The sequence below is a fragment of the Mycobacterium genavense ATCC 51234 genome (genome assembly GCF_000526915.1).
Taxonomy (GTDB): Bacteria; Actinomycetota; Actinomycetes; order Mycobacteriales; family Mycobacteriaceae; genus Mycobacterium; species Mycobacterium genavense.
Genome location: NZ_JAGZ01000003.1, coordinates 345,616 through 370,497, shown reverse-complemented (window position 1 = coordinate 370,497; position 24,882 = coordinate 345,616). Strand labels below are relative to the sequence as shown.

General features: G+C 69.3%; 15 protein-coding genes and 7 pseudogenes. 18 read left to right on the top strand and 4 right to left on the bottom strand.

Annotation, left to right across the window (positions count from 1 at the left end; genetic code table 11):
- Nucleotides 1–123: 123 nt before the first annotated feature.
- The 10 genes and pseudogenes from T428_RS0109515 to T428_RS26845 form a co-directional block, all read left to right on the top strand.
- Entirely contained in the window at nt 124–360 is a 237-nt protein-coding gene (locus T428_RS0109515) for a FeoA family protein (protein ID WP_025736300.1), read from the top strand.
- Nucleotides 357–2,273: a ferrous iron transporter B gene (gene feoB / locus T428_RS0109510; RefSeq protein ID WP_025736299.1), complete on the top strand. Its 1,917-nt coding sequence runs from the start codon at nt 357–359 to the stop codon at nt 2,271–2,273. The genes T428_RS0109515 and feoB overlap by 4 nt, the downstream gene beginning before the upstream one ends.
- Nucleotides 2,270–2,839, top strand: coding sequence for a NifU family protein (locus T428_RS0109505; RefSeq protein ID WP_025736298.1), 570 nt, complete (start codon nt 2,270–2,272; stop codon nt 2,837–2,839). Before feoB ends, T428_RS0109505 begins: the two co-directional genes overlap by 4 nt.
- A gap of 9 nt (nt 2,840–2,848) precedes the next feature.
- Nucleotides 2,849–3,272, top strand: a pseudogene (locus T428_RS26860) (OsmC family protein).
- A pseudogene (locus tag T428_RS26855) lies at nt 3,259–3,552 on the top strand (acylphosphatase). Before T428_RS26860 ends, T428_RS26855 begins: the two co-directional pseudogenes overlap by 14 nt.
- Nucleotides 3,553–3,788: 236 nt before the next feature.
- Nucleotides 3,789–7,397, top strand: coding sequence for a chromosome segregation protein SMC (smc, locus tag T428_RS0109490; protein WP_025736297.1), 3,609 nt, complete (start codon nt 3,789–3,791; stop codon nt 7,395–7,397).
- Nucleotides 7,398–7,467: 70 nt separating this feature from the next.
- Nucleotides 7,468–8,754, top strand: a complete 1,287-nt coding sequence (ftsY, locus tag T428_RS0109485; protein WP_025736296.1) for a signal recognition particle-docking protein FtsY — start codon at nt 7,468–7,470, stop codon at nt 8,752–8,754.
- 158 nt (nt 8,755–8,912) lie between these two features.
- Nucleotides 8,913–10,346, top strand: a pseudogene (locus T428_RS26850) (ammonium transporter).
- Nucleotides 10,347–10,348: 2 nt separating this feature from the next.
- Nucleotides 10,349–10,687, top strand: coding sequence for a P-II family nitrogen regulator (locus T428_RS0109475; protein WP_025736295.1), 339 nt, complete (start codon nt 10,349–10,351; stop codon nt 10,685–10,687).
- A gap of 222 nt (nt 10,688–10,909) precedes the next feature.
- Nucleotides 10,910–12,575 (top strand): annotated as a pseudogene (locus T428_RS26845) (HD domain-containing protein); the annotation flags it as partial.
- 23 nt (nt 12,576–12,598) lie between these two features.
- On the opposite strand, the pseudogene T428_RS26840 reads toward T428_RS26845, so the two are convergent.
- Both T428_RS26840 and T428_RS26835 read right to left on the bottom strand, forming a co-directional pair.
- Nucleotides 12,599–14,332: pseudogene (locus T428_RS26840) on the bottom strand (DEAD/DEAH box helicase); the annotation flags it as partial.
- Between the two features lie 146 nt (nt 14,333–14,478).
- Nucleotides 14,479–15,284: pseudogene (locus T428_RS26835) on the bottom strand (alpha/beta hydrolase).
- Between the two features lie 195 nt (nt 15,285–15,479).
- On the opposite strand from T428_RS26835, the gene ffh reads away from it, so the two are divergent.
- From ffh to T428_RS0109435, 5 genes and pseudogenes are all read left to right on the top strand, one after another.
- Complete coding sequence (gene ffh / locus T428_RS0109455) at nt 15,480–17,036, top strand: signal recognition particle protein (RefSeq protein WP_025736293.1); 1,557 nt, start codon at nt 15,480–15,482, stop codon at nt 17,034–17,036.
- A gap of 13 nt (nt 17,037–17,049) precedes the next feature.
- Nucleotides 17,050–18,120 carry a metal-dependent hydrolase family protein gene (locus tag T428_RS0109450; protein WP_156942917.1) on the top strand — a complete coding sequence of 357 codons (1,071 nt, stop codon included), beginning with the start codon at nt 17,050–17,052 and terminating at the stop codon, nt 18,118–18,120.
- 44 nt (nt 18,121–18,164) lie between these two features.
- Complete coding sequence (locus T428_RS0109445; RefSeq protein WP_025736291.1) at nt 18,165–19,820, top strand: serine/threonine-protein kinase; 1,656 nt, start codon at nt 18,165–18,167, stop codon at nt 19,818–19,820.
- A 96-nt stretch (nt 19,821–19,916) separates the two neighbouring features.
- Nucleotides 19,917–21,594, top strand: a pseudogene (locus T428_RS26830) (N-acyl-D-amino-acid deacylase family protein).
- A 5-nt stretch (nt 21,595–21,599) separates the two neighbouring features.
- Nucleotides 21,600–22,202 (top strand): TetR/AcrR family transcriptional regulator, encoded by a 603-nt coding sequence (locus tag T428_RS0109435; protein ID WP_025736290.1) that lies wholly within the window; start codon nt 21,600–21,602, stop codon nt 22,200–22,202.
- Here the strand turns inward: T428_RS0109435 and T428_RS0109430 are convergent.
- Together T428_RS0109430 and T428_RS26825 are read right to left on the bottom strand one after the other, a co-directional pair.
- The gene (locus T428_RS0109430) at nt 22,199–23,068 is read right to left on the bottom strand and encodes a D-alanyl-D-alanine carboxypeptidase family protein (RefSeq protein WP_025736289.1); all 870 of its coding nucleotides are present in this window, start codon (nt 23,066–23,068) and stop codon (nt 22,199–22,201) included. The genes T428_RS0109435 and T428_RS0109430 overlap by 4 nt on opposite strands.
- 40 nt (nt 23,069–23,108) lie before the next feature.
- Nucleotides 23,109–23,429 carry a hypothetical protein gene (locus T428_RS26825; RefSeq protein ID WP_156942905.1) on the bottom strand — a complete coding sequence of 107 codons (321 nt, stop codon included), beginning with the start codon at nt 23,427–23,429 and terminating at the stop codon, nt 23,109–23,111.
- A gap of 80 nt (nt 23,430–23,509) precedes the next feature.
- Here T428_RS26825 and T428_RS0109420 point away from each other — a divergent pair, with 80 nt between their 5' ends.
- From T428_RS0109420 to T428_RS0109410, 3 genes are all read left to right on the top strand, one after another.
- Nucleotides 23,510–23,986 carry a carboxymuconolactone decarboxylase family protein gene (locus T428_RS0109420; RefSeq protein WP_025736287.1) on the top strand — a complete coding sequence of 159 codons (477 nt, stop codon included), beginning with the start codon at nt 23,510–23,512 and terminating at the stop codon, nt 23,984–23,986.
- Nucleotides 23,987–24,051: 65 nt separating this feature from the next.
- Nucleotides 24,052–24,483, top strand: coding sequence for a nuclear transport factor 2 family protein (locus tag T428_RS0109415; protein ID WP_025736286.1), 432 nt, complete (start codon nt 24,052–24,054; stop codon nt 24,481–24,483).
- Nucleotides 24,484–24,530: 47 nt separating this feature from the next.
- The gene (locus T428_RS0109410; protein WP_025736285.1) at nt 24,531–24,866 is read left to right on the top strand and encodes a hypothetical protein; all 336 of its coding nucleotides are present in this window, start codon (nt 24,531–24,533) and stop codon (nt 24,864–24,866) included.
- Nucleotides 24,867–24,882 lie beyond the last annotated feature (16 nt).

The window sequence follows — 24,882 nt, the reverse complement described above, 5'->3', positions numbered from 1 at the left end:
GGAAAGGTGAGCCTATCCTCAACAGGGTGAGGTTATCCTTACCAGGATGATGAACCTCCGGCGTTGGGGCGGGTAATGCGCAGATTCGCGCGAGACGCAGATCGCAGTCCGGGTGCGCCAACCGTGTTGGCGCAGTTGTCGCCGGGCGAGCGGGCAATCATCGTGGGTGTCGCTTCGGCGGCCTCCGAGGTGGTGGCGGGCCGGCTGCGGCAGTTGGGATTTCGGCCGGCCTCCGATGTCGAGGTGCTCCGCCGGGCTCCGCTGGGCGACCCGACCATCTACCGGGTCCAGGACACCGAACTGTGCCTGCGCCGGCGGGAGGCGCGGCTGATCGAGGTCGCCGCGGGGACCGACGCATGACGGCGTCCTGCCACGACGAGGGCGGTGCCGCCGTCGCCGTCGCGGGGATGGCTCGCATCGCCCTGGTGGGAAGTCCGAACGCGGGCAAGACGTCGATGTTCAACCACCTCACCGGCCTGCGCGCCAAGACGGGTAACTACCCGGGCGTCACCGTCGGGCGCAGCGTCGGCATCACCAAGGTGGACGGCATCGAGGTCGCCATCGAGGACCTGCCCGGCACCTACAGCCTCGACCCGATCAGCCCGGACGAGCAGGTGGTCGCCGACCTGCTGGGCGGCGAGGTCTACGGCGACGGCCGGCCCGATGCGATCGTCATCGTCGCCGACGCCACCACGCTGCACCGCTCGATCATCCTGATCGCACAGGTGCTGCGCCAAGACCTGCCGTGCCTGTTGGTGCTGAGCATGACCGACGAGTTGACCGCGCGCGGCGGCGGCATCTCGCTGGACGCCCTGTCGACCGCGCTGGGCGTCCCGGTGCTCCCGGTCGTGGCCAACCGCGGCGTGGGCATCGACGCCCTGCGTGCGCAACTGGTGGCGTTCGGTCAATGGCAACGGCCACCGGTGCTGCCGCCGGCCGACAACGACGCCGTCGACGCGTGGGGCCGGTCGGTGCTGAAGGCGGCGGATTACACTGCCCCGAAACCGGATCGGCGCACCCGTGGCATCGACGCGGTCGTGCTGCACCCGCTGTGGGGGACCTTCATCTTCTTTGCGGTGATGTTCTGCTTCTTTCAGGTCGTGTTCACCGTGGCGGCGCCGCTGCAGGACCAGGTCGGCGATTGGCTCGGCTGGCTCGGCAACCTGGTCAGCAACCACGTCGGCAACTACGTGGTGCGCGGGCTGCTCGGCCAGGGGCTGATCGGCGGGGTCGGCACGGTGCTGCAGTTCATCCCGCAGATTGTGTTGCTGTTCTTGCTGATCGCGCTGCTGGAGAACGTCGGCTACATGGCGCGCGCCGCGTTCTTGATGGATCGGGTGATGGCCGCGACGGGGTTGGAGGGCCGCGCGTTCGTGGCGATGCTTTCGTCGTTCGCGTGCGCGATCCCGGGGATCATGGCCACCCGGACGCTGCCGTCGTCGAAAGACCGGATCGCCACGATCATCACGGCGCCGTTGATGACGTGTTCGGCGCGGCTTCCGGTGTTCACCCTGCTGGTCGGCATCCTGGTTTCCCCGAAGACCCAGTGGGGCGGCTTCAGCGCGCAGGGCATCGCGATGTTCGCGCTGTATGTGTGCGGCGGCACCTCGGCGCTGATCGCCGCGGCGATATTCAAATCGACGATCCTGCGCAGCGATCTGCTGCCATTCACGATGGAGCTACCGCCGTACCGCTTCCCGTCGCCCAAGAACGTGCTGATCACGATGTGGGATTCGGCGAAGATGTTCCTGCGCAAGGCCGGAACGATCATCCTGGCCACATCGGTCGTGTTGTGGGTGCTGCTCAACCTGCCGGCCCGGGAGGCCGAGACCGCGAAGATGTCGCCGACCGACGCCACCGCCAACGTGATGGACCACAGCCTGGCCGCCGACGTCGGGAAGTTCGTCGGACCGGTGTTCAAGCCGCTCGGTTTCGACTGGCACGTCAACATCACGTTGCTCGGTTCGATGTCGGCACGCGAGGTGTTCGTCTCCACCCTGGGCCAGGTGGCGGCGGCCGAAAGTCCCGACGATCCGCACGAGGCGCTGGTCTCCCTGACCGACGACAACGGGCGCAAGGTGTTCACCGCGCCGACCGTGATCGCGCTGATGGCGTACTTCATTTATGCGCTGCAATGCATGTCGACCGTCGCGGTGATGCGCCGCGAAACCAACTCGTGGAAATGGCCAGCGGTCGCGTGGTCCTACATGTTCGTCCTGGCCTGGGTGATGGCCTTTACCGCCCGATCGGTCGCGACAGCGCTGGGCGCATGATCGAAATCCACGCCACCGCCACCGACGACCCCGCGCAGCTGCGTTGGGTGGTCGCACCGCAGCAACTGCCACCGCGCGGCACGGTCCGGGCGGCCCCCGGCCGGCTGGGCGCCCTGTTGGACGCCGGCGTGATCGAGAAAGTCGTGGTGGGCGGCGGCGGCATCCTGATCACGATCGGCGCGGCCAACAGCTGGCGTGAGCTCGGCGACGACATCCGCGCGGCGCTGGGCGAGGCGCTGCGGGATCCTTCCGGCTGGACCGTCGACGAAACACCCCTTCCCGCAGGCACATTGGCAGCCGCCGTGGAGGAGTTGCTGGCCGGGCCGGTGGGTGCGCTCGCCGCCTCGCACGGCGGGTCGATCGAGCTGGTCTCGGTGGTCGGCCACCAGGTGACGGTACGGATGGCGGGTGCCTGCGACGGATGTCCGGGTGCATCGGCGACGCTGCGGGACGCACTCGAGTGCGAACTGCGCCGGCGGGTCGACGACCAGGTAGTCGTCTCGTCTGAAAACGATTCGAACGCAATATCGTTCGGCAAGAAGCTGCTGTCGCTGATCGTCCGCTAGAAAGGACCCATGACGGAATTGTGGGTCGAACGCACCGGGACACGTCGCTACACCGGCCACAGCTCGCGGGGCGCGCAAGTGCTGGTCGGCTCCGAGGACGTCGACGGCGTGTTCACCCCCGGCGAACTGATGAAGATCGCGCTCGCCGCGTGCAGCGGGATGTCCAGCGATCAGCCGCTGGCGCACCGGCTCGGCGACGACTACCAAGCGGTGGTCCGGGTATCCGGCGACGCCGATCGCGACAACGAGGTCTATCCGCTGCTGTCCGAAACCCTCGAACTGACCTGTCGGGATTGTCCGAGCAGACCGGGAGCGGCTGCTGGTGGTCGTCAACCGGGCGATCGACCTGGTCTGCATCGTCGGGCGCACGCTGAAAGCGGGCACCACGGTCAAGTTCGACATCGACCCCGAAGCCGGCCATGCCGGGCCCTGACGTGCGGCTGACCGCCTGGGTGCACGGCATGGTCCAGGGCGTGGGTTTCCGCTGGTGGACCCGCTGCCGGGCGCTGGAGCTGGGCCTTACCGGGTATGCGGCCAACCAGGCCGACGGCCGCGTCCTGGTCGTCGCGCACGGCCCTCGGGAGGCCGCCTAGAAGCTGCTGGCACTGCTGGAAGGCGGACATTGCTGGCCGTCGCGGCCCGGCCGGGTCGACAAGGTGGTCGCCGACTGGTCGCAGCCGGCCGAGCAGTTCGAGGGGTTCGTCGAACGTTGAGTTCCGGCCGCTGAATCACACGAGCCACAGCGGCACCGCGCCGGCCCGGCATGGCCGCTTTCCCAACGTGATGGCGCGGGCGCTATCACGTTTGCGAACGCACCATGGCCCCCTGCAGTGAATGCAGTGGCCACTGAGGTCAGTGCGTCAAAGGGTGAACAACGGGTGTATTTCGGGCGGCCCGACACCCCTTCGTGACGGCGACTCGGGCAATTCGAGCGGTAGTCTGGCTCGCCGTGTACCTCAAGAGTCTGACGTTGAAGGGCTTCAAGTCCTTCGCTTCGCCGACGACTCTGCGCTTCGAGCCGGGCATCACCGCCGTCGTCGGACCCAACGGTTCCGGAAAATCCAACGTCGTCGACGCGCTGGCGTGGGTGATGGGCGAGCAGGGCGCCAAGACGCTGCGCGGCGGCAAGATGGAAGACGTCATCTTCGCCGGCACTTCGTCGCGCGCCCCGCTGGGTCGCGCCGAGGTCACCGTCACGATCGACAACGCCGACAACGCGCTGCCGATCGAGTACTCCGAGGTCTCGATCACCCGGCGGATGTTCCGCGACGGTGCCAGCGAATACGAAATCAACGGCGCCAGTTGCCGTTTGATGGACATCCAGGAGTTGCTCAGCGACTCCGGCATCGGCCGCGAGATGCACGTGATCGTGGGGCAGGGCAAGCTCGACGAGATCCTGCAGTCGCGGCCCGAGGACCGCCGCGCGTTCATCGAAGAAGCCGCGGGTGTGCTCAAACACCGCAAGCGCAAGGAAAAGGCGCTGCGCAAGCTCGACGCGATGCAGGCCAACCTGGCTCGGCTGACCGACCTGACCACCGAGCTGCGCCGTCAGCTCAAGCCACTGGGCCGTCAGGCCGAGGTGGCCCGGCGCGCGGCGACCATCCAGGCCGACCTGCGCGACGCGCGGTTGCGACTGGCCGCCGACGACCTGGTCAGCCGGCAGGTGCAGCGGGACGCGATCTTGGAGGCTGAGGCGGCCATGCGTCGCGAGCACGACGAGGCCGCCAGCCGGCTGGCCGTGGCGTCCGAGGAGCTGACCGCGCACGAGACCGCGCTGGCCGAACTCTCGGTGCGCGCCGAGTCGGTCCAGCACACCCGGTTCGGCCTCTCGGCGCTGGCCGAGCGGGTGGGCGCCACGGTGCGCATCGCCAGCGAGCGCGTACAGCATTTGGATCTCGAGCCGGTGGCCACCAGTGACACCGACCCGGACGCGCTGGACGCCGAGGCCGAACAGGTCGCGGCCGCCGAGCGCCAGCTGCTGGCGGAGCTGGAAGCCGCCCGGGCCCGGCTGGAGACCGCCCGGACCGAGCTGGCCGAGCGGGAGCGCGAGGCCGCCGAGGCCGACCGGGCGCACCTGGCCGCCGTCCGGGCCGAGGCGGACCGCCGCGAGGGTCTGGCCCGGCTGGCCGGTCAGGTCGAGACGATGCGGGCCCGGGTCGAATCGATCGACGACAGTGTCGCCCGGCTGTCCGAGCGCATCGAGCACGGCGCCGTCCGGGCGCAGCAGACCCGGGCGGAGTTCGAGACCGTGCAGGGCCGCGTCGGCGAACTCGACCAGGGTGAGGTCGGCCTGGACGAACACCACGAGCGGACCGTGGCCGCGCTGCGGCAGGCCGACGAACGCGTCGCCGAGCTGCAGGCCGCCGAGCGCGAGGCCGAGCGCCGGGTGGCGTCACTGCGCGCCCGCATCGACGCGCTGAAGGTCGGGCTCGAGCGCAAGGACGGCGCCGTGTGGCTCACGCAAAACCACAGTGGCGCAGGGCTTTTCGGTCCGGTCGCGAAGCTGGTCAAGGTCCGTTCCGGGTACGAGGCGGCGTTGGCCGCGGTGCTCGGATCCGCGGCCGACGCCCTGGCCGCCGAAAGCTTCGGCGCCGCCCGCTCGGCGGTCGCCGCGCTCAAGCAAGCCGACGGCGGGCGCGCGGCGCTGGTCCTGGGTGACTGGCCCGCCGATCAGCCCCCGCCGGCCGCGCCGCTGCCCGACGGTGCCCTGTGGGCGCTCGACCTGGTCGAGGCGCCGCAGCGGCTGCGCGGCGCGATGGTCGCGATGCTGTCCGGGGTCGCGGTCGTCGGCGACCTGGGCGCGGCGCTGGATCTGGTCGTGGACCGCCCGCAGCTGCGGGCGGTCACCCTCGACGGCGACCTGGTCGGCCGGGGCTGGGTGAGCGGCGGTTCGGACCGCAAGCCCTCGACGCTGGAGCTCACCTCGGGGATCGACAAGGCCGGCGCCGAGCTGGCCGCCGCCGAGTCGCAGGTGGCCCAACTGAGCGCCGCGCTGTCCGGCGCGTTGACCGAGCAGCGGGCCCGGCAGGATTCCGCCGAGCAGGCGCTGGCCGCGCTCAATGAGTCCGACACCCAGATCTCGGCGATGTACGAGCAGCTGGGCCGGCTCGGCCAGGAGGCCCGCACCGCCGAGGAAGAGTGGAACCGGCTGCTGCGCCAGCGCGAGGAGCTGGAGGCCGGGCGCGCCCAGACCGTCGCAGAGGTCACCGAACTCGAAACTCGGCTGCGCAACGCCCAAGCCAGCCAGCTCGCGCCCGCCGAAGACCCCGACCCGACGATCAGTCGGCACCGGATCGCCGCGGCGGCCGAGACCGCCCGCGGCGTCGAAGTGGAGGCCCGCCTGGCGGTGCGCACCGCCGAGGAACGGGCCAACGCCGTTCGCGGCCGGGCCGATTCGTTGCGCCGCGCCGCCGCCGCCGCACGGGAGGCGCGGGTACGCGCGCAGCAGGCCCACGCCGCGCGACTGCGCGCCGCCGCGGTGGCCGCCGCGGTGGCCGACGCGGGCCGGCTACTCGCCGACCGGCTGAACCGGGTGGTCGGCGCGGCCACCCAGATCCGCGACGCGATGGTCGCCGAGCGCGAAGAGCGGTCGACGGCGATGGCCGCGGTGCGCGACGAGGTGCACACGCTGGGCGCCCGGGTGGCCACCCTGACCGATTCGCTGCACCGCGACGAGGTGGCCAACGCCCAGGCGGCGCTGCGCATCGAGCAGCTCGAACAGATGGTGCTCGAGCAGTTCGGCATGAGTCCCGACGATCTGATCGCCGAATACGGACCGCAGGTCGCGCTGCCGCCGTCCGAGCTGGAGATGGCCGAGTTCGAGCTGGCCCGCGAGCGCGGCGAGCAGGTCACCGCGCCCGCGCCGATACCGTACGACCGGCCCACCCAGGAGTGTCGGGCCAAACGCGCCGAGCGGGACCTGGCCGAGCTGGGCCGAGTCAACCCGATGGCCCTGGAGGAGTTTGCCGCGCTGGAAGAGCGGTACAACTTCCTGTCCACCCAGCTCGAGGACGTCAAGGCGGCCCGCAAAGATCTGCTCGACGTCGTCGCCGACGTCGACGCCCGCATCCTGCAGGTGTTCAGCGATGCGTTTGTCGACGTGGAGCGCGAATTCCGGGAAGTGTTCACCGTGCTGTTCCCCGGCGGCGAGGGCCGGCTGCGGCTGACCAACCCGGACGACATGCTGACCACCGGCATCGAGGTGGAGGCGCGCCCGCCGGGCAAGAAGATCACCCGGCTGTCGTTGCTGTCCGGCGGCGAGAAGGCGCTGACCGCCGTCGCGATGCTGGTGGCCATCTTCCGCGCGCGCCCGTCGCCGTTCTACATCATGGACGAGGTCGAGGCCGCACTCGACGACACCAACCTGCGTCGGCTGATCTCGCTGTTCGAGCTGCTGCGGGTCCGCTCGCAGCTGCTGATCATCACCCACCAGAAGCCGACGATGGAGGTCGCCGACGCGCTGTACGGCGTCACCATGCAGGGTGACGGCATCACCGCGGTGATCTCCCAGCGCATGCGCGGGCAAGAGGTCGCCCAGCTCGCTACCACTTCTTCCTAGACCGGCGGGCGGCGGCCTGACCCTATGCGTCGCTGTCGGTTGCGCGGCGCGGCCCTGAAACAATGTCAGCGTGTCGCAAGGTCTTTGGATCGCCGTCGCCGTCATAGCCGCCCTGCTTGTCATCGCTGCGCTGATCCTGGGCCTGACCCGGTACCGCCGTCGGCGGATCAGCCTGACCCGGCCCGAACCCGGCGCACTCGACAAGGGCGGGCGCTACACCACGTCGTCGGGCATCACCTTCAGCCAGAGCCCGACGCCGACGCTCGACACCACCGGGTTGCCCGCGGTCGGCGACGACGCGACCATCCCGCGCGACGCGCCGCGGCGCACGATCGTCGACGTCGAGCTGCCCGAACCCGAAGCCCCGCCGGCCCCGGAGCCGCAAGCCCCGCCGGAGCCGCCGGCAGCCGCGTCGGCGCCCGAGCTCGACCAGATCGCCCCGACCAAGGGCCGGCTGGAACGGCTGCGCGGCCGGCTGGCCCGATCGCAGAACGCGCTGGGGCGCAGCGTGCTGGGCCTGATCGGCGGCGGCGACCTGGACGAAGACTCCTGGCAGGACGTCGAGGACACCCTGCTGGTCGCCGACCTGGGACCGGTCGTCACCGAATCGGTGGTCGCGCAGCTGCGCAGCCGGCTGGCCGGCGGCAATGTGCGCACCGAAGCCGACGCGCGGGCGGTGCTACGCGACGTGCTGATCAAAGAGCTGAAACCCGAGATGGATCGCTCGATCCGCGCGTTGCCGCACGACGACCACCCGTCGGTGCTGCTGGTCGTCGGCGTCAACGGCACCGGCAAGACCACGACCGTCGGCAAGCTGGCGCGGGTGCTGGTGGCCGACGGCCGACGTGTCGTGCTGGGTGCCGCCGACACCTTCCGGGCCGCGGCCGCCGACCAGCTGCAGACCTGGGCGTCGCGGGTGGGTGTCGACGTGGTGCGGGGGGCGGAGGGCTCGGATCCGGCGGCGGTGGCCTTCGACGCCGTCGACAAGGGCATCCAGGCCGGCGCCGACGTCGTGTTGATCGACACCGCGGGCCGGCTGCACACCAAGGTGGGCCTGATGGACGAGCTCGACAAGGTCAAACGGGTGGTGACCCGGCGCGCCGCGGTCGACGAGGTGTTGTTGGTCCTCGACGCCACGATCGGTCAGAACGGTCTGGCCCAGGCCAAGGTGTTCGCCGAGGTCGTCGACATCACCGGCGCGGTGCTGACCAAGCTGGACGGAACGGCCAAGGGCGGCATCGTTTTCCGGGTGCAGCAAGAACTCGGGGTACCGGTGAAACTGGTCGGCCTCGGTGAAGGCCCCGACGATCTGGCGCCGTTCGAGACGGCCGCATTCGTGGACGCCCTGCTCGGCTGAAACCCCTAACACGGCGGCCGTTTCGTTAATGACGCCGAAACACGGCGGCCCCCTCTCGGAAACAACCATTGCGCAAGGTTCACAGACAGGTCATCAGGCACATGTGTGATGACCGGCGCAGGGCCGACCGGAGGTGATAGCGAGTGAGTTTCCCAGTAATGGGCCAGCCCAATACCGGCGATACCGCCTGGATGCTGGCGAGTTCAGCGCTGGTGTTGTTGATGACGCCAGGTTTGGCGTTCTTCTATGGCGGCATGGTGCGCGCCAGAAGCGTGCTCAACATGTTGATGATGAGCATCAGCGCCATGGGCGTGGTGACGGTGCTGTGGGTGCTGTACGGCTACTCGGTGTCATTCGGCACCGACACCGGCAATTTCATCGGCGACCCCACCGAGTACTGGGGGCTGAAGGGCCTGATCGGCGGCAACGCCGTGGCCGCCGACCCGACCAAAGGCACTGCCGCGACCGACATTCCGCTGGCCGGCACCCTGCCGGCGACGGTGTTCGTGGCATTCCAGCTGATGTTCGCGATCATCACCGTCGCGCTGATCTCGGGCGCGGTATCCGACCGCCTCAAGTTCAGCGCCTGGCTGGTGTTCTTCGGCCTGTGGGCGACGCTGGTCTACTTCCCGGTCGCGCACTGGGTCTTCGCGTTCGACGGCTTCGCCGCCGAGAAGGGTGGCTGGATCGCCAACAAGCTGCACGCGATCGACTTCGCCGGCGGGACCGCGGTCCCTATCAACTCCGGTGCGGCGGGTCTGGCGTTGGCGCTGGTGCTGGGCAGGCGCAAAGGCTGGCCCACCACGCTGTTCCGCCCGCACAACCTGCCGTTCGTGATGCTCGGCGCGGGCCTGCTGTGGTTCGGCTGGTACGGGTTCAACGCCGGGTCGGCGACCAGCTCCAACGGCGCCGCCGGGTCGACCTTCATGACCACCAGCATCGCCACGGCCGCGGCGATGCTGGCCTGGCTGCTCACCGAGCGCCTCCGCGACGGACACGCCACCACGCTGGGAGCGGCGTCGGGCATCGTGGCCGGGCTGGTCGCGATCACCCCGTCCTGCTCGTCGGTGAACGCCCTGGGCGCGCTCGTCGGTGAACGCCCTGGGCGCGCTGATCGTCGGCCTGGTGGCCGGTGTGGTGTGCGCGCTGGCGGTCGGGCTGAAGTTCAAGCTCGGCTTCGACGATTCGCTGGACGTGGTCGGTGTCCACCTGGTCGGCGGTTTGGCCGGGACGCTGCTGGTCGGCCTGCTGGCCGCGCCGGAGAGCGTGGCGATCAACGGCGTGACCGGCGTGTCCAAGGGCCTGTTCTACGGCGGCGGCTGGGATCGGCTGGAAAAGCAGGCGGTCGGCGCGTTCAGTGTGCTGGCCTACTCCTTCATCGTGACGACTATCCTGGCGTTCATCCTGAAGTTCACGATCGAGATACGGCTGAATCCCGAGGCGGAGGCTTCCGGCATCGATGAGGCCGAGCACGCAGAGAGCGGATACGATTTCGCCGTGCCCACGTCGTCGGTTCTTCCCCGTGCCACCCTGCCGGACAGCTCTAACGGAGGACTGGACGTCGCAGTGGCCGAGAAGTGGAGGCGGAATAATCATGAAGCTGATCACCGCGATCGTGAAGCCGTTCACCCTCGACGACGTGAAGACCAGCCTCGAGGACGCGGGCGTCGTGGGGCTGACCGTCAGCGAGGTCCAGGGTTACGGCCGCCAGAAGGGGCACACCGAGGTTTACCGCGGTGCTGAATACTCGGTCCATTTCGTGCCGAAGGTTCGGATCGACGACCTTGTCGACGATTCCATCGTCGACAAGGTCGTCGACAGCATCGTGCGGGCGGCCCGTACTGGCAAGATCGGTGACGGCAAGGTCTGGGTCAGTCCCGTCGAGACCATTGTGCGAGTGCGTACCGGTGAACGCGGGACCGATGCGATATGACGCTCGCCGCACGTTGACGACCCAGCCTTGGCGGGCCCGGAGGTTATGACACCGAACGAGCCCGACCGGGATTCTTCAGCGGACGCCGCGCAAGCAGAAATCGCTTCTGGGGCAAGCGATCTAGCTGCTGCGCGGCGTACGCTGCTGTCTGAGGGCACCACGCTGCACGCGGCCGAACTGCGGCACGCCTGGCTCGAACTGCACGAGTCGTGGCTGATGGCCAAGTCCACCGAACTCGGCATCACCGAAACCAGTGGTTTCGCGCTCGTCGGGGTCGGCGTCCTGGGCCGGCGCGAGCTGCTGCCCTATTCCGATCTCGACTTGATGTTGTTGCACGACAACGTCTCCGACGACGTGCTGCAGTGGGTCGCCGACGGGCTGTGGTATCCGCTGTGGGACGCCAACGTCCGGCTCGACCACAGCGTGCGCACCGTCTCCGGCACGCTGGGCGTCGCCAACGGCGACATGATCGCCGCCCTGGGCCTGTTGGACGCTCGCCACATTGCCGGCGATCCGGCGTTGTCCGAGGAGTTGATCGCCGGCGCAAGAGGGCAGTGGCGCACCGCAATTCGCTCGCGGATGGACGAGCTGGTGGAGATGACCAACGCGCGGTGGCTGCGCTGCGGCCGGATCGCGCAACGCGCGGAGCCGGACCTGAAATCGGGCCGCGGCGGCCTGCGCGACGTCCTTCCGCCGCGCGCTGTCTCCCACGTGTGGACGGTGGACCGCCGTATCGTCGAGACCGCCGTCAACGCGGCGCCGCTGACGACGCGCGTCGCCCGCTCGGATCTGCTCGCCCTCGGCGCGCTGCTGCACGACATCGGCAAGGGCCGCGGCGTGGATCACTGTGTTTTCGGAGCCGAATTGGTGGCGCCCATCGGCGAGCGGCTGGGGCTGGCACCCCTGGACATCGAGACGCTCGCGGGCATGGTCCGCCACCACCTGCTGCTGCCGATCGCGGCCACCCGCAGCGACCTCAACGACCCGAAAACCATTGAGTCGATGTCCGAAGCGCTGGGCGGGGACCTGCAACTGCTCGAGCTGCTGCACGCGCTCGCGGAGGCCGACTCGAAGGCCACCGGGCCCGGGGTGTGGAGCGACTGGAAGGCCTCGCTGATGGAGGACCTGGTGCGGCGCTGCCGGCTGGTGATGGTGGGTGAGCCCCTGCCAGAAGCGGAACCGACTGCGCCACACTATACTTTCATTGGCTGCCGATCACGGGGTACATGTCGAGATCAAGCCGGGGGAGCGCGAACGCCTGCACGCGGTGATGGTCGCCCCGGACGAGCGGGGACTGGTGTCGAAGGCCGCGGCGGTGCTGGCGATGAACTCGTTGCGGATTTACTCCGCGACGGTCAACATTCACGAGGGTGTCGCGATCGCCGAGTTCGTGGTGTCACCGCTGTTCGGTTCGCCGCCGGAAGCGGGCCTGCTGCGTCAGCAGTTCGTCGGGGCGCTGGGCGGCGACGTCGATGTTCTTGGCGCGCTGGAAAAGCGGGACACCGAGGCCGCCAACTCGGCGATGGCCCGGGCCGGGGAAATCCAGGCCGGCGCGCCGTTGACTTGTTCGACCGCCCCGCCGCGCATCCTGTGGCTCGACGCCGCGCCCGGGCAGCTGGTCGTCGAAGTCCGCGCCATGGACCGGATCGGGCTGCTGACGTTGCTGGCCCAGGCGCTCGAACGAGCGGGAGCCGACATCGCCTGGGCGAAGGTCAACACCTTCGGGTCGACGGCCGCCGACGTGTTCTGCGTGACTATGCCGGTCGAGTCCACCGACGCCGCCGACGGCGACCGCAACGCGGCCGCGCGCGCCGAGGTGGTCAAGCAACTCCTGGCGGTGCTGGGTGCCTCGGCCGACGCGGTGGTCGACGAGCCCGTCACCGAATGAATTACGCCAGTTCCGAATTCATGTTGCCGCAGCGCCACAATGCGATCCTTGAGCTGATCGCGGGTCGCGGCGGCGATCGGCGGCCCGCCGCAGCGCCGGCGCAGTTCGTTGTGGATCCAGCTGTGCGGCTTGCCGGTGCGGTGATGGGCGACCGACACCAGGCTGTTGAGCTCGCGGCGCAGCTCGCGCAGCTGACCGTGCACGGTGCCCGGCGCCGACGGTGCCGGTACCGACTGTCCGGCTTGCTTTTCCCGGTGGGCCCGCTTCTGCAGCTGCTCGTCGCTGGCGCCGGTGCAGCAGCGCCCGCATCTGGCTGGCGTCCAGCAGTCCCGGGATGCCTAGATAGTCGGCTTCCTCGTCGCTTCCGGCCGGGGCGGCGGTGCCGAACGAGGACCCGTCGAAGATGACCTGGTCCAGTTCGGCCTCGGCGCCCAGGGAGACGAAACCCTTTTCCAAATCCGACTTTTCGTTCTGTTCCGCGACGGCCTGTTCCGCGACGGCCGGATCGGCCGGCAGCGGATCGTCGAGGGATTCGCGGTGCGGTTCGCCGAGGACGTGGTTGCGTTGGGCCTCCAGCTCGCTGGCCAGCAGCAGGTTAGGCACCGACGGCAGGAAGATGCTCGCGCTCTCGCCCGGGCGTCGCGACCGGACGAAGCGCCCGATGCCTGGGCGAAGAACAGTGGCGTCGACGCGCTGGTGGCGTAGATCCCGACCGACAGCCGCGGAACGTCGACCCCTTCGGAGACCATCCGCACCGCGGCCAGCCAGCGCGAGGTGCTCGCGGCGAATTCGGAGATCCGCTGCGACGATCCGGGGTCGTCGGAGAGCACCAGCGTCGGCGCCTCGCCGGTCAGTTCGGTCAGCAGCTTGGCGTACGCGCGGGCCGCGGTCTGATCCGACGCGATGATCATGCCGCCGGCGTCGGGCACATGCGTGCGCAGCTGCCGCAGCCGCTGATCCGCGGCGGTGATCACCGCGGGCATCCATTCGCCGGCGGGATCCAGCGCGGTGCGCCACGCCCGCGCGGTCTGTTCGGCGGACAGCGGCTCGCCCAGGCGCGCCTCGTGTTCCCCGCCGGCGCTGTCGCGCCGGCGGGCCTGCCCGGAGTAGGCCAAAAACACCACCGGGCGCACCACGCCGTCGGCGAGCGCCTCGGCGTACCCGTAGGTGTGGTCGGCCTGCGAACGGCGTACCCCGTCGGGGCCCGGCTCGTAGGTGACGAACGGGATGGGGCTGTCGTCGCTGCGAAAGGGGGTGCCCGTCAAGGCAAGTCGGCGGGTCGCGTCGGAAAACGCCTCGCGGATGGCGTCGCCCCAGGTCTTGGCGTCACCGCCGTGGTGGATCTCGTCGAACACGACCAGCGTCTTACGCTGCTCGGTGCGTACCCGATGCAGCGTCGGATGCGACGCGACCTGGGCGTACGTGACCATCACGCCGTGATACTCCGGCGAGGTCGTCGCGCCGGTATTGGAGAACTTCGGGTCCAGGAAGATGACGTACCGCAGCGCCGCCTGCGCCCACTGCACCTTGAGGTGCTCGGTGGGCACCACGACGGTGAGCTGCTCGACGGCGCGGCCGCCCAGCAGTTCGGCGATCACCCGCAGCGCGAACGTCGTCTTCCCGGATCCGGGGGTGGCCACGGCGAGGAAGTCGCGCGGCTCGGCGGTCAGGTACTTCACCAGCGCGCGGCGCTGCCAGCCTCGCAGCGGCCGCGTGTCGACTCCCACGCTCGCGTCGGCGGCGCTGACCGGCTGCATCGACACAAACTCCCCTCCGGCGCGCGGTTCGCAGCGCGCACTCCTCGACAAGTCTTAGATCCCGGCCCGCGATGCCAACCGGCGTGACGGCGGGTGTGAAATGTAGCATGGCAACGCTTTTCGGCGCTGGAACGACTCGAGCCAGGTTATCCCGGAAGTCGCGTACTGCTCGCCAAGTCGCGGGTCTGCAGCCACTGGTGGATACGTTCGGCGACGTCGGCCCAGCGCGGTTCCAACATCATGTTGTGGCCCATCGCGAAGAACTCCGGCTCGGTCCCATAGGCGCGCGCCGTGGCGCGCACCTCGTCCACGCTGACGAAGCCGTCGTACCACGCGCCGAGCACCAGCATCGGCGTGCGCACCCGCCGGGTCCGGACGCGGCGCAGCAGCGGATCGGTCATGGCGGCCCGCACGCTCTCCGCTCCGGCGCGTTGTCGGCAGGATTCGACGATCGCCTCGGGCGTGTCGGCGCAGAAGAGGTACTAGCGGGTCAGCTCGGGGGTGGCCAGGAATCGCAGCAGCGTGGGGTCACTCCATGCCTCCAGCGTCATCGCCGGCCGGCGGCGCCACACCCGTATCGCCAGGCTGAGCACGCCCGTCGGCGGCACCGAACCCAGCAGCACCGCGGCCGGAGCGCCGTGCCGTTCGAGGTAGCGCTGGACCACGAAGCCGCCCAGGAATGGCCGATCAGCACCGGCCGGCCGCCCAGCTGGTCGGCGACCGACTCGACTTCGTCGAGGTAGTCGGCGATGGACACCTTGGCCAACCGCTTGGCCGTGGGGCTACCGCCGTGCCCGCCCAGGCTGATCGCCGCCGTGCGGTAGCCGGCGCCGGCAAAGTAGTCCAGGAAGTGGTCGTCCCAGCACCACGCGCCGTGCCAGCCGCCGTGCACGAAAAGCAACGGCACCGGATGGTCCCGGCTGCCCGACCCCTTGTCGATTACCTCGAGCATCAGCTGAGATTTGCTGGCCGCGGCGGCGCCGTCAATAGCCGTTCCCGCCTGGTGGTCAATGCGCGGCTGTTGAGCGTGCCACGGCCCCAAGACTGAGACCATGGTGACGTTTATCGGCGCGTCGTGTGCGTGATTGAAGTGTCGCGGCAGGCGATGCGCCGCCATCGGCCAACGCGCCTCCAGTAGCCTGTTGGGGTGTTTGAATCGCTGTCCGACCGGTTGACCGGTGCCCTGACCGGGCTGCGCGGCAAGGGTCGACTGACCGACGCCGACATCGATGCCACCACCCGCGAGATTCGGCTCGCGCTGCTGGAAGCCGACGTATCGCTGCCCGTCGTGCGGGCGTTCGTCGGCCGGATCAAGGAGCGCGCCCGGGGCGCGGAGGTGTCCGGCGCGCTGAACCCGGCGCAGCAGGTCGTCAAGATCGTCAACGAACAACTCATCGGCATCCTCGGCGGCCAGACCCGCCAGCTGGCGTTCGCGAAGACCCCGCCGACTGTGATCATGCTGGCCGGTCTGCAGGGTTCCGGTAAGACCACGCTGGCCGGGAAGCTGGCCGCCTGGTTGTGCGGCCAGGGGCACACGCCGCTGCTGGTGGCCTGCGATTTGCAGCGTCCCGCCGCGGTCAACCAGCTGCAGGTGGTCGGCGAGCGGGCCGGGGTGCCGGTCTTCGCGCCGCATCCGGGCGCATCTGCGGAGTCCGGGCCCGGCGACCCGGTCGCCGTCGCCGCCGCCGGACTCGCCGAGGCGCGTGCCAAGCACCACGACGTCGTGATCGTCGACACCGCCGGACGCCTGGGTATCGACGACGAGCTGATGAGCCAGGCCGCGGCGATCCGCGACGCCGTCGATCCCGACGAAGTGATCTTTGTGCTCGACGCGATGATCGGTCAGGACGCCGTCACCACCGCCGAGGCGTTCCGCGAGGGCGTCGGCTTCACCGGGGTGGTGCTGACCAAGCTCGACGGCGACGCGCGCGGTGGTGCCGCCCTGTCGGTCCGCGAAGTCACCGGCGTGCCAATCCTTTTCGCGTCCACCGGCGAGAAGCTGGAAGACTTCGACGTCTTCCACCCGGACCGGATGGCCAGCCGCATCCTGGGCATGGGCGACGTGCTCAGCCTGATCGAACAGGCCGAGCAGGTCTTCGACACCGAGCAGGCCGAGGCCGCCGCCGCCAAGATCGGCTCCGGCGAGCTGACTCTCGAGGACTTCCTCGAGCAGATGCTGGCGATCCGCAAGATGGGACCGATCGGCAACCTGCTGGGCATGCTGCCCGGCGCCGGGCAGATGAAGGACGCGCTGGCCGAGGTCGACGACCGCCAACTCGACCGGTTGCAGGCCATCATCCGCGGGATGACGCCGGCCGAGCGCGCCGACCCCAAGATCATCAACGCCTCGCGGCGGCTGCGCATCGCCAACGGTTCGGGCGTGACGGTGTCCGAGGTCAACCAGCTGGTCGACCGCTTCTTCGAGGCCCGCAAGATGATGTCGTCGATGCTGGGCGGCATGGGCATCCCCGGCATGGGCCGCAAATCTGTCAACCGAAAAGCCAAGGGAGCCAAGGGCAAGAAGAGGGGCCGCGGCCCGACGCCGCCCAAGGCCCGCAACCCGCTCGGCGCCGGCATGCCGGGCATGTTCGCCGGATTCCCCGATCTGTCCCAGATGCCCGAGGGCCTCAACGAGCTGCCGCCCGGTTTGGCCGACTTCGATCTGTCCAAGCTCAAGTTCCCAGGCAACCCGGGAAGAAAGTAGCCGCGCGGTGCCCATGCACGTGCGCGGTCGGGGACTGCCCGACGAGGCCCCGGTCGAATTGTGGATCGTCGACGGTCACATCGGCACCGAACGGGTCGCCGGTGCCGACACGGTCTTCGATGGCGGCTGGATTTTGCCCGGGCTGGTGGACGCGCACTGTCACGTCGGGCTCGGCGATCACGGCGAGATCCCGTTGGACGACGCGATCGCCCAGGCCGAGAGCGAGCGCGACGTCGGCGCCCTGCTGCTGCGCGACTGCGGCTCGCCGACCGACACCCGCAGCCTCGACGACCGCGACGACCTGCCCCGCATCATCCGCGCTGGAAAGCACCTGGCCCGGCCCAAGCGCTACTCGCCGAACTTCGCGACGGAGCTCGACGACGAATCGCAGCTGCCGGACGCGGTGGCCGTCGAAGCCCGGCGCGGCGACGGCTGGATCAAGCTGGTCGGCGACTGGATCGACCGCGGCGTCGGCGATCTCGCCCCACTGTGGTCCGACGACGTGCTCAAGGCCGCGATCGACACCGCGCACGCGCACGGCGCCCGGGTCACCGCCCACGTCTTCGGCGACGAGGCCATGCCGGGGCTGATCAAGGCCGGGATCGACTGCATCGAACACGGCACCGGGCTCACCGACGAGACCATCGCGCTGATGCTCGAACACGGAACCGTGTTGGTGCCCACCTTGATCAACATCTTCGACAACTTCCCGGGCATCGCCGACGCCGCCAAGCGCTACCCGACCTACGCCGCGCACATGCGCGATCTGTACGCGCGCTGTCCCGAGCGGATCGCCGCCGCCGTGGACGCCGGCGTGCCGATCTACGCGGGAAGCGACGCCGGCACGATGATCGCCCACGGCCGCATCGTCGACGAGGTCGAAGCCCTGACCAAGGTCGGGATGAGCGCCACCGACGCGCTGGGCGCCGCGTGCTGGGATGCCCGGCGCTGGCTGAGCCGGCCCGGCCTGGACCACGGGGCGCCGGCGGATCTGGTGTGCTACACCCAAGACCCGCGGCAGGGTCCCGGTGTGCTGAGCCGACCCGATCTGGTGATCCTGCGCGGCAACACGTTTCGGCCCTGAACGCATGATCTGCGGGGCGTCGCGACCACGGATAGAATGACGTGATGGCGTTGGCCAGCGGCGCGGTTTGTGCCGGTTATACCGTCGCTCGACGGCTCGGGTCCGGGGTGACCGGTGATGTGTACCTTGTTCAGGATCCCCGTTCCGCGCGCTGGCAGGCGCTGAAGGTTTTGTCCCCGGCGCTGTCGTCGGACCGGCAATTCCGCCGGGACTTTCTGTCCGAGACCCCGACGGTGACGGGCCTGCATCACGAGCACATCGTGGCCGTACACGACCGCGGCGACTTCCACGGGCAGCTGTGGATCGCGATGGACTATGTGGCCGGCAGCAGCGCCGCGCGGCTGCTCAAGGACCGATTCCCGGCGGTGTGGCCCGTCGGCGAGGTGCTCGCGATCATCACCGCGGTGGCCGACGCGCTGGATTACGCCCACCAGCGCGGGCTGCTGCACCGTGACGTCAAACCGGCCAACATCCTGCTGACCAGCGAGCAGCGGATCCTGTTGTCGGACTTCGGCGTAGCCCGCTTGCTGGGTGAGCACTCCGGCGTGGTCGGCTCGCACGTCCCGGTCGGCACGGTGGGCTACGCCGCGCCCGAGCAGTTGATGGGTGCCGACGTCGATCGGCGTGCGGATCAATATGCGTTGGCGGCGACGGCATTTCACCTGCTGACCGGCGCGCCGCCGACCGAGTACCGCAGTCCGTCCGCCGCGCTGCGCGAGTTGCTGACCGCCGCGCCGCGCAAACTCAGCGACCAGCGTCCCGAACTGGCGCAGCTCGATCGGGTGTTCGCGCGGGCGCTCGCCAAACGGCCCGCCGACCGATTTGCCAGTTGCCGAGCGTTCGCCGACGCGGCCGACGCGGTGGTCAGGGCGAAAGACCGCAGTCCCGAGGCGGTCCTGGTGCTGGACTACCCGGCCTACGACTGGCCCCCGGACGACGACGCGTCGACCGGACCACCGTCCGACGAGGCGCCGGCGCGGGCCAGCCTGCCTACGCGGCGCCGGCCCCGCAAGATCGTGGTCGGCGCGGCGGCGATCGTGGCGTTGATCGGGCTGTTCGCCTTCGGCATCGTCACCGGGCGAAAGTTGGAGTCGACCGCGGCGCGCGCGGCAAGCGCCCCCACCAGCGCGCCCCCCGCGGCCGCGGTGTCGCCGCCCACCACCGCGTTCGGTCCGCCCACCCCGCTGGACGGCACCTACCGCCTGGACGCCGAGCGGTCGAAGGAGACCTTCGACTACACGCTGAGCCCGCAACCGCCCGACGTCACCACGTGGTGGGCGCTGCGCTCGTCGTGCACGCCGTCGTACTGCTCGGCCGCCGCGGTGCTGCTGGACAACAACGACCACACCCAGCCGGGCAACGTCGGCGCTCGTCCGGTCATCTTCGAGTTCACCGACGGGCAGTGGCAGGCCCGGCCGGAAACAGTGCCCTTTCCCTGCGTGGGACCAACCGGGATCACCAAGTCGCAGACCACGGTGCAGACGCTGGCGCTGCGGCCCAACCCGCAGGGCGACCTCGTCGGCGAAATGGAGCTCGTCGTGCAAACCGACGAGTGCGGTCAGCGCGGATCGGTGGTCCGGGTTCCCGCGAAGATGGTCCGCACCACCGACACCCCGTCCGGCGTCTATGTGCCCGACCCCCTCTCGGTCCCCGAACCCCCCGCGCCCAGCCCGGCGCCGCCGTCGCGGCCGGGGCGGTAGCCGCCTAGCGCCGTGACCAGCGCGTTAGCACGTTCCAGAAAAAGATTGCGAGTGCTCGCTATCTATGGTAGGTTCGCCCAAACACCTGGAGGCGACATGACGTACGACGTGATCATCCGCGACGGCTTGTGGTTCGACGGAACCGGCAGCCCACCACACACCCGCACGCTGGGTATCCGCGACGGCGTGGTGGCCACGGTGTCGAGCGCACCGCTGGACGAGACGGGCTGTCCCGAGGTGATCGACGCCGCGGGCAAGTGGATCCTGCCCGGCTTCATCGACGTGCACACCCACTACGACGCCGAGGTACTGCTGGACCCGGGGCTGCGCGAGTCGGTGCGCCACGGCGTCACCACCGTGCTGCTGGGCATGTGCTCGTTGTCGACGGTGTACGCCGACACCGAAGACGCCGCCGACCTGTTCAGCCGGGTCGAAGCGGTGCCGCGCAAGTACGTTCTCGGCGCGCTGGAAGCGAACCGGACCTGGACCACCGCCGCCGAATACATCGAGGCCAGCGACGCCGAACTGGAGATGATGGCGGCGCTGCTCGACGAGGCGCTGCGGGCCGGGATGCTCGGCATGTCGGGCATGGACGCCGCCATCGACAAACTCGACGGCGACCGCTTCCGCTCGCGGGTGCTGCCGTCCACCTTCGCGACCTGGCGCGAACGGCGCAAGCTGATCAAGGTGCTGCGCAAGCGCGGCCGCATTCTGCAGAGCGCACCCGACGTCGACAACGCGATCACCGCGGTGCTGTTTTTTCCTGGCCAGCAGCCGGATCTTCAACCGGCGCAAGGGCGTTCGGATGAGCCTGCTGATGTCGGCCGACGCCAAGTCGAACCCGCTGGCGATCTACGTGTTCGGGCCGGCGACGCGGCTGGCGAACAAGCTGCTGGGCGCCAGCGTGCGGTTCCAGCACCTGCCGGTGCCGCTCGAGCTGTACTCCGACGGGATCGACCTGCCGGTGTTCGAGGAGTTCGGCGCCGGCACCGCCGCACTGCACCTGCGGGACCAGTTGCAGCGCAACGAGTTACTGGCCGACGAGGCCTACCGGCGGGAGTTCCGCAGAGAGTTCGACAAGCGCAAGCTCGGGCCGTCGCTGTGGCACCGCGACTTCCACGACGCGGTGATCGTGGAGTGCCCCGACAAGTCGTTGATCGGCAAGAGCTTTGGCGCGATCGCCGACGAGCGCGGCCTGCACCCGCTCGACGCGTTCCTCGATGTGCTCGTCGACAACGGCGAACGCAACGTGCGATGGACCACCATCGTGGCCAACCACCGGCCCAAGCTGCTCGACGCGCTGGCCAACGAGGAAAGCGTGCACATGGGGTTCTCGGACGCCGGTGCGCACCTACGCAACATGGCGTTCTACAACTTTCCGATCAAGCTCCTCAAGCGGACCCGCGACGCCTACCGGGCGGGTGCGCCGTTCATGACCACCGAACGCGCGGTGCACCGGCTGACCGGGGAACTGGCGGACTGGTTCGGCATCGACGCCGGAACCCTGCGCCAAGGCGACCGGGCCGACTTCGTGGTGATCGACCCGGCCGGCCTGAACGACCAGGTCGAGGCCTACCACGAGGAAGAGGTCCCCTGCTACGGCGGCCTGCGGCGCATGGTCAACCGCAACGACGACGCCGTCGTCGCGACCGGGGCGGGCGGCGCCGTGGTGTTCCGCGCGGGCCAGTTCCGCGAGGGCTACGGGCAGACCGTCAAGTCGGGCCGCTACCTGCGGGCCGGCCAACGCACCCGGCAGTCGGCCGCACTGGTCTGACCGGGATGGCCCGAACCCAGCAACAGCGCCGCGAGGAGACCGTCGGGCGGCTCCTCGAGGCATCCATCGCCAGCATCATCGAGGTCGGATACGCCCGCGCGTCGGCGGCCGTGATCACCAAGCGGGCCGGGGTGTCGGTGGGGGCGCTGTTCCGTCACTTCGAGACGATGAGCGACTTCATGGCCGCGACGGCGTCGGAGGTGCTGCGCCGGCAGGTGGAGTCGTTCACCAAGCAGGTCGTCCAGATTCCGGCCGACCGCCCGGTGCTGGAGGCGGCGCTGACGATCCTGCGCGACATCACCGGGGGGCCGACGAACGCGGTGCTCTACGAGCTGATGATCGCCGCGCGCACCGACGACAAGCTCAACGCGCATCTACGTGAGGTCATGGCGCAGTACACCGCGAAGATCCTCGACGCGGCCCGGGCCCTGCCGGGCGCCGACGCCATCGATTCCGACACGTTCCCGGCGTTGATGGCGCTGTTGACCAACGTCTTCGACGGCGCGGCGATCGTGCGCGGGATTTTCCCCGAGCCCGACATCGAAGAGCAACGAATTGCGTTGCTGTCCAAGCTGTTTACCGGGCTGGTCCCGAACCAGGACCGCTAGAGCGAGCCGATGCTCGCCGACGGGTTGAGCGTGAATCCCCAGTCGAACAAGCTGCCGGCCTGATCCCAGTACGTCGGTCCGCCCGGCTTGACCATCCCGTACATCATCGCCACCACCAAGCGGCGTCCGCCGCGGGCGGCGGCACCGACGAAGGTCTTGCGCGCGGCGTTGGTGAACCCCGTCTTGCCCCCAAGGGCGCCCGGGTAGCGGGTCAGCAGTTCGTCTTGGTTGGTGATCAATTCGTCGCCGTGGTCGCCCGGGAACATCGCCGACGGCTCGGCGGTGATGTGGGCGAACGTCGGGTTGGCCATCGCGGCCCGGAAGATGACGGCCAAGTCATGCGCGGTCGAAGCGCCGGAGCCGCCGGGCCCGTCCAGCCCGGACGGGGTGGCGGCGTGGGTGCTGGTCGCCCCGAGTGAGGCCGCCTTCGCGTTCATCTTCGCCACCGTGGCGTCGGGGCCGCCCAGCAGATGCGCCAGCGTGTTGGCGGCGTCGTTGCCGGAAACCAGCAGCAGGCCGTCGAGCAGCTGGCGGGCGGTGTAGACGCACCCGGGCTTGATGCCGACGCAGTTGCACTCGACCTGGGTGTCGGCCACGTCGGCGACGACGGTGGAGTCGAGCGGGACCTCGTCCAGGACCACCTGCGCCAGCAGCGTTTTGATGGTGCTCGCCGGCGGATGCGGCACGTTCTGATCGCGACCGGCCAGTACCTGACCGCTGTCCAGGTCGGCCAGGATCCAGGTCTGGGCTGGACCGTCGGGAATCGGCACCGACCCGACCGGCTGCATGGCGTCGGCCCAGGACATCGGGGCGGTGATACCGGCGACCGTGAGCAGCGCAGCAGCTGCGGCGATGAGTTTCCGCATGGCCGCACAGTTTAACTTCCGGCCCCGGCCGGCGTCCGCCTCACGGGCACCAGGGCGGAACCGGGCAGAACGGCAGCGTGGGCAGCGGCAGATAGGACGTCTGGGTGGGCACCGGCCCCGGCGGCGGCGGGTGCTTGAACGGCAGCGACGACCAGGAGTAGAAGACGCCGGTGCCGGTGTCGTGCACGCCCTGGTAGTCCCAGTAGAAGTCGTGGCAGACGTTCGCGTCCCACGGGATGGGCCGGCCCGCCGGGTCCGGATCGCCCGGACACCAGCGCTGACAGGCGCTGCCCGGTGCGCAGTCCCCGGGAGCGGCCGTCGCCGACGGCGCCCCGACCCCAACGAACAGAACCGTTGCCAAGCAGGCCAGTCCTGCTTTCATAGCTGGGATTATTCTCCTGGGCGGCTTTGCGTGGTATGGGAATGGGGGAGGAGGCAGCTATGAGTCAACGGATCGACTACGAAGCCGCGGCTCCGCGGGATGTGAAACTGCTTGGGGGCGTGCACCTCTACCTGAGCCAGTCGGGTCTGGCGCCGGAGCTGCTGACCTTGGTGTACCTGCGGGTGTCGCTGATCAACGGCTGCGCCTACTGCATCGACATGCATTCGCGGGACTTGCGCGAGTTGGGGATGTCCAACGAGAAGATCGCGCTGGTTCCGGTGTGGGAGGAAGCCGGCGAGGTGTTCGACGGCCGCGAGCGCGCCGCCTTGGCGTGGGTCGAAACCGTCACCCGGGTAGCGACGACGGGTGTCCCGGATAACGTGTACGCGGCGGCGTCCGCACACTTCGACGAAAAGGAATTGGTCGATCTCACCATCGCCATCGGGTTGATGAACGCCTACAACCGGTTGGCGATCAGCTTCCGCCGACCGCCAGCCGCTGCCGTCGCGAAAAACGCTGGAACACAAGGGAACTGAACCTGCCCGGGCGGTGGTGGCGAGTCGCCGCGACGTCCCGGTCAGCCCCGGTGTTGAATCAAGGCATGTTGAGCCTGGCCGAAATTTCCGACCGTCTGGAGATCCAGCAGCTGATGGTGGACTATTCCACAGCGATCGACCAGCGGCGATTCGACGATTTGGACAAGGTGTTCACCGAAGATGCCTACATTGACTACACGGCATTGGGAGGGATCGAGGGCCGTTTTCCCGAGGTCAAGAAGTGGCTGTCGGAGGTGCTGCCGAACTTCCCGGTGTACGCCCACATGCTCGGCAACTTCTCGGTCCAGATCGACGGGGACACCGCCTCCTCACGGGTGATCTGCTTCAACCCGATGGTCTTGCCCGGCGACTCCGGCCAACCTGGAGACCAGGTGATGTTCTGCGGGCTCTGGTACGACGACGAGTTCGTCCGCACCCCGGCGGGCTGGCGGATGTCGCGCCGGGTGGAGACGAAGGTCTTCCAAAAGATCATGTGACGCCGCGAACGCGGTGATCGAACGCGGTAGCCGCGGTACCTTAAGGCATGCGTTCCATCCATGTCGCTGCGGCGGCCGGCATTTGCGCCGCCGTCTTCTTGCCCCTCGCCCCCGTCGTGCTGGCGGGGGCGCCGTCTGCCCACGCCGATACCGGCGTCGTCGGTTATGCCAATTGCCTGGGAGGCGACACGAAGCCCCCGCCGCCCGGGGTTACTGCGGAAGAGTGGTTTCCCAGCGTCCACGTGATCACGAACGATCTTGACTCCGGTATTCCGTCCGCCGAAGTGACCCGGCGGTTGGTGGACATGGGCGTCCCGCCGAAAGACGCCGCCCTGCGGGTGCAGTGTTTCCTCGCCAACCAGCCGCGCGGATCCGGCCACTGACGGCCGCGACGCATTG